Here is a 13,426-nt window from a genome sequence, read left to right on the forward strand (position 1 = left end):
CACCGCGGACCGGCATGTCGACTTCTCGCTCTTTCTTGCGAACGCGCGAGACAGTTGGCGGGGGCCGGAGGACGCGCTGGCCGCCAGGGCGCTTCTGTCCGAGGCCTACGGGGCGGATGCACTGGACGACGGGCGCCTCGATTTTTATCTGCGGCTCGACCCGCTGACCTGGGCGGTGGGTTGAGGGTTGGGGGCGCGGCCCTTGCCATCTTCCACCAGCCCGGGGAGCCTGCTTTGTCCAACGTCATGCTGAACCGGCAGCCACGCTAGCCCCCTCCCGGAATGCGCCGGCCGGGCGTATGCTTCGCGACCGTGGAGGGTTCAGTCCAGATGCTTCCCATCGTCATTTCGCTAGCGGCAACGGTCATCCTGCTCGTGTGGATGGGCTTCTTCATGATGGGCTCGCTGCCGCTGCTCGTGCTCAAGCACGACACCCCGCTGGACTCGCGCTTCATCCGCGGCCTGTTCAACGTCTACTACCTCGCGGTGATGCTGACCGGCAGCGCGGCGGCGCTTTGCTATGTGTGGTCCGGCAGGTTCGTCTTTGCCGTAGGCATGGCGTTCATTGCGGGCCTGGCGTTTGCGCTGCGCCGCTGGCTCATCATCCCGCGCATGGATTTCCTGCGGCACACGATCCCGGCTGCCGACACGTCCGTCTCGCAGTTCCGCCGGCTCCACATCGTCGGGATGATGCTCAACGTGGTGCAGCTCGGGACGGTGGCCTGGTCGTTGACGAAGCTGGGGCTGTGACCCCGGTTCGCCGAGCCTGGCGAATTGCTTTTCTCAGGTGCGGGAGAAGAAATATGCAGCCAGACCCGCGACCGCATAGGTTGCAATGCCGATGAGCGCCATCGCATTCTCCGAAGCAACCACTGAACCGTCATCGGCACGCGCAAAGCCGTGCCAGGAAAACTGCATGCCCGCTCCAGGGAAGCCGATGCGAACCTGCCCCAGCGTCACGACCTTGAACGCACCCAGGAGCAGTAGGAGCACAGCGCCTTCACCCAGCACATGCACGAGCACGTACAGGGTGACCAGCGCGGGCGCGAGCAGCGCGACAAGGGCGATGCTGCCGAGCGTACTCGCCGCAAGTTCTTCCCTGTAGACGAGTGCCAGCAGCGCGGCGCCGACCGACACGAATGCGGCAACGGTCCAGCGCGTTCGGCTCATCGTGGAACCTTGCCGCGAAGAGGTCGACAACAACAGCGGATCGCGTTCCGCGCGGTGCACAGATACCGGTCGTCTTCTTTCTGAAGCATGGCTCGCATGGGTGTTTGTGCCGGCTACTGTAGCCGTTCGTTTCGTGACCGCGACCGGGGCCCGGCCGCTCCGATGCACAAGCCGCCGAACGTTCCGGTGGCCTCCAGGGAACAACCATTTGCCCGCAATGGCAAGCCCTCTTCATGAGCCCTTCACCAACCCTTCACGAATTTCGACAAGCGTTTTTATTGCGTCTAGATTGCGCGCCGATGCCTCGTCGGGGCATCGGTGCTCAACAGATCAATGGAGACGAATGCATGAAGATTTTTGCTTGTCGAGGGCTCTGGCTGGCGATGGCCTCGTCGGTGGTTCTCGTGGCCGGGCTCAGTGCTTGCGGCGGTGGTTCATCCGGCGTCACGTTCTTTCCGCCCATCGTGGGCAGCACGCCACCACCGCCTCCACCTGCACCTCCGCCAGACAGAGGCGGCGACGGGTCGCTTCGCAAGTGGGGCTACCTCACGCTGCCCGATGGCAACCGCATGCGCTACAGCGTGATGCTGCCGCGCGCGACGGGCAGCTTTCCGGTGTTGATCGAATACGACGGCTATGCCTCGGGCTCGCAGTCGGGCGAAGCCGACCGCTGGGTGCCCGAGGGCTATGCGGTGATGGGCCTCAACGTGCCGGGCACAGGCTGCTCGAGCGGTGAAGACCAGGTGTTCGATGCCACGGTCGGCGCGGCCGGTGCCTTTGCGGTGGAGTGGGCCGCGAAGCAGCCGTGGTCCACCGGCAAGGTCGGCATGGTGGGCTACTCCTATCCGGGCTACAACCAGCTGTGGGTGGCGGCCCAGCGGCCGGCTGGGCTGGTGGCCATTGCGCCGGGCAAGAACGTGACCGACCCGTACCGCGACGTCGCCTATCCGGGCGGCATCCAGAACATCGGGTTTCCTTCGCTGTGGTGGTCGGGGTTTCCCGGCATCTGGAAATTCGCCGCCGAAAAAGCCAGGGAGCTCGACGGCGACACCGAATGCGGGAAGACGGTGGCCGACAACCTCGAGAAGATCAAGCGGCCCGATCTCGACCTTGACCTGTGGCTCAACACCGACCCGCACTACGGCGCGCGCTACGCGAAGAAAAGCGCGATGTTCGTCACCGGCAACATCGACATTCCCACGCTCGGCAGCCAGTCGTGGCAAGACGAGCAGGTGGGCGGCCGCATGGGCTACTACGAGGACACCATCGCGCCCGAGAAGATGTGGCTGATCAGCTCCAACGGCACGCACGACACGAGCCAATCGAGCGCCTACATCTTCGACATGCAGAAGCGCTTCTATGCGCACTTCCTGAAGGGCGAGGCCAACGGCTTCGAGCGCGAGCCGCGCGTGCACCTGCTGCAGGAGCTGCAGGTGTCCGGGGGCGACGACGAGTTCCCCGTCCTGACGCCCACCGCGGTGGCTACCTTCGACCGCCTGCCGGTCAAGGCGACGCCGATGCGGCTGTGGCTCAAGCCCGGCGGCGCGATGAGCGACGTGGAAACGCAGGACCCGGTGGTGCCGCCCAGCAGCTACCGCTATCCGGTGGACAGCCCCGCCGTCAACAATCCGGACGACGAAGGCTGGAAGCCGGTGACCGCACCGGACGGCCAGCTCACCTTCACCACAGCGGCATTGCCTCAAAGCCTGAGCTTCTACGGCGAAGGCTCGGTCGACCTGTGGCTGAGTTCGACCACCAGCGACGCGGACCTGCAGGTCACCGTGTCGGAGGTTCGCCCCGATGGCATGGAGATGTTCGTGCAGCGCGGCTGGCTGCGCGCCTCCAAGCGGCAACTGGACGCCGCAAGGTCGAGCGTGCTGCGGCCCTGGGGCGATTTCACCGAGGCGGCAGTGAAGCCGCTGGTGCCGAACGAGCCCACGCAGATGCGGCTCGAAATCCAGAAGTTCGCGCACGTGTTCCGTGCGGGCTCCAGTATTCGCCTGACGCTCGACACGCCATCGCAAACCGGCTACTGGGTGTTCGGAAACAGCAAGGCGCCTTCGACCTACACGGTGTGGCATGACAAGGCCCGGCCGTCCAGCATCGTGCTGGGCCACGTGCCGTACACGCATGCCAATGCCTTGCCGGACTGCAAGGCGACACAGCGGCAGCCGTGCCGGCCCAAGGTGGATGTTCCGCTGCCCGCCGCGGGCCCGGTCTGAAGCGTCTTGCCTAGCGCTGCAGGCCGATGTCGGTGGCCTTGCAGCGCCGGATGACTTCCGAGAAGCAGGGCTCGAACACGCGGTTGGCAATTTCCCAGCGGCCGTGTTCTTCCAGGTAGGCGGGGAGGAGTTGGTTCAGCTCGCCCCACACGTCGTTCTCGCGCACCGTGGCGAGCTGGCCGTTGCGGCAAACGACGTGGCCGGCCACCACCACCAGTTCGATCGAGCTGCCGTTCTCGCAGTAGGCCAGTTGCCTGACGATGTCGTTCCGGGGCCGGAAGTTGTCGTTGTCCAGGTCGAGCATCACCAGGTCGGCGGCCTTGCCGACTTCGAGCGAACCGGTCACGCCGTCGAGCATGGCGGTGCGGGCGCCGTCGATGGTGGCCATGCGCAGCGTCTCGATGGCGCTGAGCCATTGCGCCGGTGGCGTGCCGCCGGTGTTGTGCATCAGCGTGGCGAAGCGCACCAGGTCGAACACGCGTGCGCTGTCGTTCGACGACAGGCCATCGGTGCCCAGGCCGATGGCCACGCCTGCGTCCAGCAGCTTGCGGATGGGCGCCAGGCCCGAGCCCAGCTTGAGGTTGCTCAACGGGTTGTGCACCACCGAGCAGCCGGCTTCGCCCATCCGCGCGATGTCGTCGTCGGTGATCCAGATGGCATGCGCCAGCGTGGTGTGCCGGTCGAGCACGCCGATGTCGTGCATGTGGGCCAGCAGTGTCTTGCCGTAGAACATCTGGCCGGCCACGGCCTGCACCTTGGTTTCGAGCAGGTGGGTGTGCAGCGGCACGCCGTGTTCAACGGCCAGCGCGTGGCAGGCCTGCAGCATGCCGGTGGTGCAGCGCTGCGGTGCCGACGGCGTGATGGCAAAGCGCAGGCGGCCATCGGCCTGCCCGTGGAACTGCCTGAAGGCCTCCTGGCAATAGGCCGTGTAGTCGGCCACCGTGGTGGGCGCGCCAAAGGTGAGCTGGTTGCGCAGGTGCTCCGGAAAAATCTCGTGGCCGAAGGGCGTGGAATCGAGCACCGGCGTGTCGAGCACGGCACTGGACACGTTCACGCGAATGCCCGCATCGCGGTACGCCTGGAAGACGATGCCGAGCCGCTCGGTGCTGTGCGCCATCGGGTCGAAGAAGTCGTCGCACAGCGTGGTCACGCCGTTCTTCAGCGACTGCATCGCCAGCAGCAGGGTGCGCAGGTACAGCAGGCGGTCGGGAATCGGCGCGCCCGAGATGTACGTGTAGGCGTACAGCAGCCAGGTCTCCAGCGGCATCTGCTCGTAGCGGCCCTTGAAGAAGGTCTCGCTCGAATGCGTGTGCGCGTTGACGAGGCCCGGCATCAGCAGCTTGCCGTGGCCCGCGATGACTTCGCAAGACGCGGGCACGGCAAGGCCGGTGCCGATGGCGGCGATTTTTCCGTCTTGCAGCAGCACGTCGGCGCGTACGGGGCGCTCGCCGTCGGGCCGGGTCATGGCCAGGACTTCCGCGCCCTGGATCAGGATGGACTTCGATGCCGTCGTCATGCGTTGCTGCTCCTCATGCGCGCCGTTCAGTCGCGCATCTCCGCCGTGCCCCGGATCGAACCAAGGCCACCGCGCAGCTTGGTGCTGAGCCACACGCCGAACACCGTGGCAATGTAGGGCAGAGCCTGCAGCAGGTCGTTCGATATCGCGCCGCCGTAGATCAGCTGGGCGCGGATGCCCAGCGCCGAGACGATGGCGAAGAACAGCGCCGCCGCGGTGGCGCCGAGCGCGCTGCCGGCACCGAAGATCACGGCCGCGAAGGCCATGAAGCCGCGGCCCGCCGTCATGTTCTGCGAGAAGATCTGCAGGCTGCCGCCGGCCAGCTCGGCACCGCCCATGGCGCACAGGATGCCGCCGAGCGCCAACGCCAGCAGGCGCATGCGGCTGGGGTTCACGCCCACGCTGCGCGCCGCGAACGGGTGCTCGCCCGAGGCCGACAGTTGCAGGCCCAGCCGGGTGCGTTCCAGCAGCAGCCACACCAGCCACACCGCCACCGGCATGAACAGCACGAACACCGACAGGCTGCCGAACGCGCCCAGGTCGGCGTCGAACAGGCTGTTGAGCTTGGGTATGCCGAAGGGCGCCGTTACCGTGGCTTCGCTGTCGTACAGCGCCTGGATGGCCAGCGACGTGCCGCCCAGGCCAAGGCCGGCCAGGCCCAGGCCCGCGATGATCGGGTTGGCCTTGAGCTTCTCGACGACGTACCACAGCAGCACCGAGGCCAGCACGCACAGCGCAATGGCAATCAGCATGGCCTGCACGAACGATTCGGTCTGCACGATGCCCACGATGAGCGCACAGCTGCCGATGATCATCAGCCCTTCCAGGCCCAGGTTCCAGACGCCCGCGCGCTGGGCCAGCACGCCCGCCAGCGTGACGTAGATCAGCGGCGTGCCCGAAATGAGGATGGAAACCAGTGTGTCTGTCATGCCGGCTTTCGGGTCAGGAGCTTGTCCAGCCACTTGGCGCGGGACGTGATGAAGAGGGCGATGGTGGCGTTGATGACTTCGATGGCCGCCGCGGGCAGGCCCACCATCACCGGCAGGTACAGCGCGGCCGATGCCAGCGCGCCGAAGAACAGCGCCGACACGGCGGTGCCCACGATGGACAGTTGCGCCACCAGCGCGATCAGGATGGCGGTGAAGCCGTGCGCGGGCAGGAAACCGCTGGCCAGACGTCCGTTGGGGCCGAGCAGTTCGATGCTGCCGGCCAGCCCCGCCAGCGCGCCACTGACCAGGAAGCTGAAGAGGCCGATGCGCCCGACGCGTGCGCCTTGCCACGACACCATGGTCGGGTTGCGCCCCGCCAGGTTGGCCACGATGCCCAGCGCCGTGCGGTTGGCCAGCAGCCACGACAGCGCGAACACCAGCAGCGTGAGGATGACGATGAGCGGCGACACGCCCAGCGAATCGGAGATGCGGTAGGCATCGGCAATCGGGCGGCTGGAAGCCTGCTGGCCCGAACCGGTCGGGTCTTTCAGCGGACCCGAGGTCACGTACACCAGCAGCAGGCCCGCAAGAAAGTTGCCCATCAGCGTGGTGATGACTTCGTCGGTGCCTGAGCGCAGGCGCAGCAGCCCCGGCCACATGGCCCACAGCGCACCGCCCAGCATGCCCGCGAGCAGGCAGCACGACACCACGAGCCAGGCCGGCCCGCCCGACAGCCATTCGGCCGTGAACGCCGCGAAGATCGAGCCGATGTAGAACTGCCCCTGCGCGCCGATGTTGAAGAAGCCCGCGCGGAACGCGATGGCCACGCCGGTCGCGGTAATGAACAGCGGCATGGCCCAGCGCAGGCCCTGGTGCACCGCGCCGTCGCGCAGGAACGCACCGTCGAGGATGCCCGTGAACAGCTCGCCGACCGGCAGCCCGGCGCAGAAGAACGCGAGCGCGCACAGCAGCAGCGCAAGGCACACGAAGAGCAGCACGCGCAGCACCGGCAGCATGCGCGCCAGCGAGAGGGAAGAGGAAGACATGGCGTTCGATGTCATGCGTGGGCTCCCACCATGGCCTGGCCGACCTGCCGCAGGTCGTAGGGCGCGCTGTACTCGCCGACGACCTGCCCGCGCAGCATGACCAGCACGCGGTCGCTGATGTCGAAGAGCTCGTCGAGGTCGGAAGAAATGAGGATGATCGCGGCGCCCCGGTCGCGTGCCTGGCGCAGTGCCTTCCAGACATAGGCGGTGGCGCCGATGTCCAGGCCGCGCGTGGGTTGAGCCGCGATGATCAGGCGGGCGCTGTCGTCGACCTCTCGCGCGAAGATCACCTTCTGCGCATTGCCGCCGGAGAGCGAGCCCGCGGGCTGGCCGCAGGTGGCGTAGCGCACGTCCCACTGCGTGAGCGCCGTGTCGCATTCGGCCTGCAGCTTCTTCGGCCGCACGAACGACAGCAGGCCGTCTTTCAGCAGGCGGCCCATGGCCCAGTTCTCCCACAGGCTGCTGTTCAGCGAAAGGCCTTCCACGTTGCGCTCGAAGGGAATGATGCGAAGGCCGGCCGCGCGGCGCGTGGCGAGGTCGCTGTGCGTCAGGTCGTGGCCGTCGAATGCAATGGTGCCGCCGGCGGTTTCCGCCAGGGCGGCAATGGCGCGCACCAGCGTGCGCTGGCCGTTGCCCTCGACGCCCGCGATGCCGATGATTTCTCCGGCGCGGATGTCCAGGCTCACCTGCGCCAGCGCGGCGCCTTCGGCATCGGGTTTGGTCGACAACTCGTGCATGCGCATCACGGTCGGCGCACCGGGATTCGGCTTTCGTGCGACAGGCTCGCTGCCGGCCGGTGGCGGGGCCTTGGCGTCGCCCATGATCCACTGGCTCAGGTCGGCGGCGCTGATGTTGCCGCAGGGCACCGGCCCCATGACGTGTTCACCGCGGCGCAGCACGCTCACGGTGTCGGCAATGGCCATCATTTCGCGGATCTTGTGCAGGATGAGCACGACGGTCACGCCGCGCTTCTTCAGGATGCGGATGCGCTCGAACAGCGTCTCGACACCGGCGGGTGCGAGCACGGCCGTCGGCTCGTCGAGGATCAGCACCTTGGCATCGGTCACCAGCGCGCGTGCAATCTCGATGCCTTGCTGCGTCTCGATGGGCAGGTTGCGAATGACCTCGCGCGGACTCACCGCAAGGCCCAGCCCGTCGAGGTGCGACTGCCAGCGCTTTTCGAGCTGGCGAGAGGTGAACAGGCCGCGGTGCCGGTCGGAGCCGAACTCCATGGCCTGCGCCACGGTGAACGAGGCCGGCAGCGCAAAGCTCTGGTGCACCAGCTCCACGCCGGCCGCGCGCGCGGCGCTCACGTGGCCGGTGCGGATGTCGTGTTCGCCGATGCGCACGCGCCCGTGCGTGGGCTTGACCAGGCCCGAGCAGACGCGCGCAAAGGTGGTCTTGCCCGCGCCGTTCTGGCCGACCACCGCATGAATCAGCCCTTCCTCGAAGGCGATGGAAACATCCGACAGCGCCTTCACGGTGTCGTACTGCACCGTGACGCCATCGAGGACCAGCGCGGCGCCCGGATGGGTGGCCTCGCCGTTCGGAGAACTTCTGTTCATGCTGCAGCCGGAAGAATCGGGGAAATCAGAGAACGGTGTTGAACGGCACCTTGAGGGAGCCACCGAGGATGGCCGCCTGCGCGGTGCGGATCTCCGCCATGGTGGCTTCGGCCTTGGCCGCGACCGCCTTGTCGCCTTCCTTCTGGAACAGCGGCGACAGCTCCAGTGCCACCACGCCGGTGCCCAGCCCGGTGTGCAGGTGCGAGCCGCCCTTGCCGGCCTTCATGATGCGCGAGGCCTCGTCGTAAAGCGACTTGCCGAAGTGCAGGCTGACGATGGACACGAGCGACTTGGGGCCCTGCGGATACTGCGCCGGGTCGAGGCAGCTCACCAGCCGGCCGGGCTTGTCGTTGGCCGCCGCGATGATGCCCGCGTCGGTGGCGGCGGCATCGGTCTGGATGAAGTCGATGCCGCTGTTGTACATCTGCGTGGCGATCTCGCGGCCCTTCACCGGGTCCTGGAACGAGCCCGCGAAGGCAACCGTGACGGTCGCGTTCTTGCGCACCGACAGCACGCCGGCCTTGAAGGCGTTGAAGTCCGCGTTCAGCGGCGGAATCGACATGCCGCCGATGAATCCGATCTTGCCGCTGGTCGACATGCGCCCCGCGAAGATGCCGGCCAGGTAGGTGCCCAGGTAGTAGTCGTACGACACCGTGGTCACGTTCGCGATGGCCGGCTTCATTTCGTCGCCGAACAGCTGCAGCCACTGCGTCTTCGGGTACTTGGGCGCCAGTGCCTTGAAGGGCTCGGTGACCTCGTTGAAGGTCGACACGATCACCGCCGCGCCCGCGTCGCCCAGCGTGCGGAAGATGGTCTCGTAGGTCGACGGGTCTTTCGCGTAGATGGCGCGGGTCTGCATGCCCGTTTCCTTGCCCAGCAGCTTCAGGCGCGCGATCATCGCGTCGACCGCGCTGGCATCGCCCGCGGCCTGCGTGTGCACCAGCGCGATCAGCCCGCCCTTGGCGTTGGCGATCAGCGGATAGAGGGCGCTGGCCATGGCGACACCGCCCAGGCCTGCTGCAGCTTTCAGGATCTGCCGGCGTGGGGTGGCGGCGCGAGAGGTGGCGTTGGTTGTCATGCGGATATCTCTGGGGTTGAGGGAAGGGCGGGCGAACAGGCGAATGAAACTGGGGGAGGGACTCAGGGCGTGGGCGAGCTGGGCGCGGGATTCATGATCATCACGTCCTGGCTCTGGATGGCGTCGAGCGCCCACACGCTCTTGATGAACGACTGCCACTCGGGGTCGGCGTACATCGCGGCGCGGCGCGCTTCGCGGTCGGCAAGGCTGTCGTAGGCCCAGATCAGCACCGTGGTGTGCAGCCGGCCGATCTCGGAAACGTACAGGCCCACGAACTTGTTCAGGTGGCGCTTCTGCACCGGCAGGCCTTCGCGTTCGTACTTCTCGCGCCACTGGTCGATGGTGCCGGGGCGAAAGGTATAGAGGCGGTGTTCGATGATCATGGCAGTGCTCTTTTCTTTCCTGTGAATCTGCTTGCTGCTATTGGCCGGCCAGGATGAATTCGGCGCACTTCTCGCCGATCATGATGGCCGGGGCGTTGGTGTTGCCGCTCGAGATGACCGGCATGATCGAGGCGTCGGCCACGCGCAGGTTGGCAATGCCGTGCACCTTGAGCCGGTGGTCGACCACGGCCATGTCGTCGTGGCCCATCTTGCAGGTGCCCACCGGGTGGAAGGTGGTCATGGCGGTGGCGCGCAGCCAGGCCATCAGGTCTTCGTCGCTTTGCTTGTCGGGGCCGGGTGCAATTTCCTTGCCACGGTAGGCGTCGAACGCCGGCTGCTCGATGACCTGGCGCGTCGCGCGAATCGCGTTCACCATGGTCTTGCGGTCGAAGTCGGTGTCCAGGTAGTTGGGCTGTATGAGCGGTGCATCGGTCGGGCGGCCCGAGCGCAGGCGGATGCGGCCCTTGCTGTTGGGGTTGACCGGGCCCACGCGCAGCGTGAAGCCGTGCTTGGCCTCGATGCTGGTCTTCTTGAACGGGTTCGGAAAATACAGGTTGGCCGTTTTTTCGAGCGCCGGCATGAAGTGCAGCTGCACGTCGGGGTCGGCCAGCTCGGGCGATGTCTTGATGAAGGCGCCGGCCTCGTACGGAAAGGTCGTGGTGATGCCTTCGCCGAACAGCATGCCCTGCACCACCGAGAACGCGATCTTGTCGAAGCGCAGGTCCTTGTAGAGCGTTACCGGCTGCTTGCACTCGTAGGCCATGACGCAGTCGACGTGGTCCTGCAGGTTGCCGCCCACGCCGGGCAAGGCCTTGAGCACCGGAATGTCGTGCTGCGCCAGCTCGGCCTCCGGCCCGATGCCCGACAGCATCAGCAGGTGCGGCGAGCCGACTACGCCGGCGCACAGGATCACTTCCTTGCGCGCACGCACGGTGTGCATCAAGCCATTCGTTTCGTAGGCCACGCCCACGGCCTTCGACTTCTCGACGATGACCTTGTGGGTCAGCGCGCGGGTCACTACCTTGAGGTTGCTGCGCTTGAGCGCCGGCCGCAGGAAGGCGAACGACGTGGACCAGCGCTTGCCCTTCTTGATGGTGAAGTCGTAGCGCCCGAAGCCCAGTTGCGTGGGGCCGTTGAAGTCGTCGTTCAGCGGATAGCCGGCCTGCCTGCCGGCTTCGCAGAACACGTCGAGCAGTGCGTTCCAGCCGCGCGCGCGGCACACCGTCAGTTCGCCCTGCGTGTTGTGGAACACGCCTTCGCGCTGGATGTGGCCTTCGGAGCGCTTGAAGGCAGGCAGCACGTCCTTGTAGGACCAGCCGGGGTTGCCCATCGCGGCCCAGCCGTCGTAGTCCTGCTTGCCGCCGCGCACGTAGATCATGCCGTTGATGGTCGACGTGCCGCCCAGCACCTTGCCGCGCGGCCAGTAGAGCTTGCGGCCGTTCAGGTTGGGCTCGGGCTCGGTGTGGAAGTGCCAGTTGTAGATGCCCGACTGGAACAGCTTGCCCATCAGCATCGGCAGGCGGAACAGCGGGTTGGAGTCCTTGCCGCCGGCTTCGAGCAGCAGCACGCGCGTGGCGGGGCGGGCGCTGAGCCGCGCGGCGAGGGCGCAGCCTGCGGAGCCCGCGCCCACGATGATGTAGTCGTAGTCGTTCGCGTCGTTCATTGATGAATTACCAATTGATGGGAGCGCCGTTCATCTCCGCGAGATAGGCGTTGCACAGGGCAAAGGGGTTGGGCAGCGACAGCACGGCGTCGGCGCTGGCCGGGTGCTCGCGCAGGATGCAGGCGACGTTGCGGCGACGCCCCTCGACCACGCCGGCCGACTGCAGCGCCTCGGCGGCGGAGGCACCGAAGCCCATGAACACCAGGGGCTCGTCGTGCGCCAGCAGGTGGTTCAGCACCGCATCGATCAACGGCTTCCACAGCACCAGGTGGCCGCGCGACTGGTGCGGATCGATGCCCACCTGGAAGCGGCTGAGCGTGAACGAGGTGTTGAGCAGCAGCACGCCGCCTTCGGTCCAGCGGTCGCTCAGGGCCTCGGGCGATTCGAAGGGCAGCGCGCCCGATTCGATGGCCTGCAGCGTGTGCGGCCAGTGGGCGAAGGCACCGCCGTAGCGGGCGTCGCCGGTGCGCGCCTCGGCCACCATCTGCACCCAGGCGCGAATGCTCTTGGTGAACATCTTGTCGAGCTCTCGCCATTCGGCCACGTTGCCGACTTCGAAGGCGCGGCCGGTGGCGATGTCGATGGACGGATAGGGGTCTTGCCCCAGCACCACGCAGCGCACCCGCGACGGCGCCACGCTGTCGAAGGCCTTGAGCATGTGCGCGCCGGCGGGCATGCCGGGAAGGCGCCGGCCCTTGCGCGCCGGGAAGATGGGCTCCCAGGCTTCGAGTTCCAGGGCCGCATCGACGCCATCGAAATCGAGCTGCACGTCGCCCAGCGCGGTGCGCCAGGCATCGGGCAGGTCGGCTTGCCAATTCGTCAGTGTTTCTTGCAGGGCGCTGCGCAGGGCTTGGGGCATGGGTTACATTCAAACGCTAAAAGCTGACCAGTTCGTCAGGAAATTCTAAAGAAAAAACTGACGAGTTGGTCAGAAATTTTGACTAGGTGATTTCCCGCTGCCCGCAGCGCCGCCCCTAGAATTTGTTCCCGGTAAAAAGTGACACCATTGCCCATGCGCGACACCAGACCTGCACCATCCACGACGCCGGAAACCACCGCGGACCGAGAGATCAGGGCGGGCAACAAGCGCAAGATCCTCAAGGCGGCGAGCGAGGTGTTTGCCGCCAAGGGCTTCGACGGCGCGCGCATCGCCGAGATCGCCACCGTCGCGGGCCTGCCCAAGGCCAACGTCTACTACTACTACGCGACCAAGGAAGAGCTGTACAGCGCGACCTTTGCGCCGCTGCTGGAAGAGTGGGACAGCGCGCTGCAGATCCTCAAGGTAGAGACGGAGCCCGCCGTGGCATTGCGCGCGTATGTCGAAGCCAAGCTGAAGCTGGGCCGCAAGAACCCGCTGGAAGCGCGGCTGTTCGCGAACGAGGTGGTGCGCGGCGGCGCGTTCCTGTCGGCGGCCGATCGGGCCCACATCGCCAGGAGCACGGCGGCGAGCATCGAGGTGTTCGAGGCCTGGATGGCGGCCAAGAAGATCCGCAAGATCGATCCGCAGCACTTTCTGTTCTTGCTGTGGGCGTCGACGCAGTTCTATGCCGACTACGAGCCGATCGTGAATGCGGTGCTGCAGGTGAAGAAGATGACTTCTGCGCATTACGACAAGGCGCTTGAGAGCATCGTCAGTACGGTGCTTGGGGGCGTGCTGCTGGACTGACTTTTTGGGGAGCTCCGCGCCCCGCGCTCGCGCCGACGGTGTGCTCTGCTCCGCGAATGTCCCCCGCTTCGCTCCTCCTTTATTTCGCTGCGCGGAGCACCCGATGCCAGTCGCACGAGGGCGCTGCTCTCGCATTGGCCGATCAACGACCGCTCTGAAGGCGCTCGCGCCGATGGTGTGCTCTGCGC

12 protein-coding genes and 1 pseudogene are annotated in these 13,426 nt (G+C 66.5%); 4 read left to right on the top strand and 9 right to left on the bottom strand.

Features of this window, described 5'->3' with window-relative positions; translation table 11 throughout:
* Window positions 1–184, top strand: a pseudogene (locus tag DBV14_RS33625) (APH(3'') family aminoglycoside O-phosphotransferase); the annotation flags it as partial.
* Between the two features lie 146 nt (window positions 185–330).
* Window positions 331–750, top strand: a complete 420-nt coding sequence (locus DBV14_RS18945) for a hypothetical protein (RefSeq protein WP_124460930.1) — start codon at window positions 331–333, stop codon at window positions 748–750.
* Between the two features lie 33 nt (window positions 751–783).
* Here DBV14_RS18945 and DBV14_RS18950 read toward each other — a convergent pair whose 3' ends face one another.
* Window positions 784–1,170, bottom strand: a complete 387-nt coding sequence (locus tag DBV14_RS18950) for a hypothetical protein (RefSeq protein WP_124460932.1) — start codon at window positions 1,168–1,170, stop codon at window positions 784–786.
* Window positions 1,171–1,517: 347 nt separating this feature from the next.
* Here DBV14_RS18950 and DBV14_RS18960 point away from each other — a divergent pair, with 347 nt between their 5' ends.
* Window positions 1,518–3,392, top strand: a complete 1,875-nt coding sequence (locus DBV14_RS18960; RefSeq protein WP_260397118.1) for a CocE/NonD family hydrolase — start codon at window positions 1,518–1,520, stop codon at window positions 3,390–3,392.
* A gap of 10 nt (window positions 3,393–3,402) precedes the next feature.
* On the opposite strand, the gene DBV14_RS18965 is transcribed toward DBV14_RS18960, so the two are convergent.
* The 8 genes from DBV14_RS18965 to DBV14_RS19000 all read right to left on the bottom strand — a co-directional run bounded on the left by DBV14_RS18965 (window position 3,403) and on the right by DBV14_RS19000 (window position 12,431).
* Window positions 3,403–4,908 carry an amidohydrolase family protein gene (locus DBV14_RS18965; protein WP_124460938.1) on the bottom strand — a complete coding sequence of 502 codons (1,506 nt, stop codon included), beginning with the start codon at window positions 4,906–4,908 and terminating at the stop codon, window positions 3,403–3,405.
* A 26-nt stretch (window positions 4,909–4,934) separates the two neighbouring features.
* Window positions 4,935–5,837, bottom strand: coding sequence for an ABC transporter permease (locus DBV14_RS18970; RefSeq protein ID WP_124460941.1), 903 nt, complete (start codon window positions 5,835–5,837; stop codon window positions 4,935–4,937).
* Window positions 5,834–6,898, bottom strand: coding sequence for an ABC transporter permease (locus DBV14_RS18975; protein WP_221621901.1), 1,065 nt, complete (start codon window positions 6,896–6,898; stop codon window positions 5,834–5,836). The genes DBV14_RS18970 and DBV14_RS18975 overlap by 4 nt, the downstream gene beginning before the upstream one ends.
* Complete coding sequence (locus DBV14_RS18980) at window positions 6,895–8,448, bottom strand: ABC transporter ATP-binding protein (RefSeq protein ID WP_124460943.1); 1,554 nt, start codon at window positions 8,446–8,448, stop codon at window positions 6,895–6,897. Before DBV14_RS18980 ends, DBV14_RS18975 begins: the two co-directional genes overlap by 4 nt.
* 25 nt (window positions 8,449–8,473) lie before the next feature.
* A complete protein-coding gene (locus DBV14_RS18985; RefSeq protein WP_124460945.1) occupies window positions 8,474–9,526 on the bottom strand; it encodes a BMP family ABC transporter substrate-binding protein in 1,053 nt (350 codons plus the stop codon).
* 62 nt (window positions 9,527–9,588) lie between these two features.
* Window positions 9,589–9,909, bottom strand: a complete 321-nt coding sequence (locus DBV14_RS18990; protein ID WP_124460947.1) for an NIPSNAP family protein — start codon at window positions 9,907–9,909, stop codon at window positions 9,589–9,591.
* A 37-nt stretch (window positions 9,910–9,946) separates the two neighbouring features.
* Entirely contained in the window at window positions 9,947–11,572 is a 1,626-nt protein-coding gene (locus DBV14_RS18995; RefSeq protein WP_124460949.1) for a GMC family oxidoreductase, read from the bottom strand.
* A gap of 7 nt (window positions 11,573–11,579) precedes the next feature.
* Window positions 11,580–12,431 (bottom strand): hypothetical protein, encoded by an 852-nt coding sequence (locus tag DBV14_RS19000; RefSeq protein WP_221621902.1) that lies wholly within the window; start codon window positions 12,429–12,431, stop codon window positions 11,580–11,582.
* A 153-nt stretch (window positions 12,432–12,584) separates the two neighbouring features.
* Between DBV14_RS19000 and DBV14_RS19005 the strand changes: the two genes are divergently transcribed.
* Window positions 12,585–13,238 (top strand): TetR/AcrR family transcriptional regulator, encoded by a 654-nt coding sequence (locus DBV14_RS19005; protein ID WP_124460951.1) that lies wholly within the window; start codon window positions 12,585–12,587, stop codon window positions 13,236–13,238.
* Window positions 13,239–13,426 lie beyond the last annotated feature (188 nt).

This window comes from Variovorax sp. KBW07 (assembly GCF_003852515.1).
Taxonomy (GTDB): domain Bacteria; phylum Pseudomonadota; class Gammaproteobacteria; order Burkholderiales; family Burkholderiaceae_C; genus Variovorax.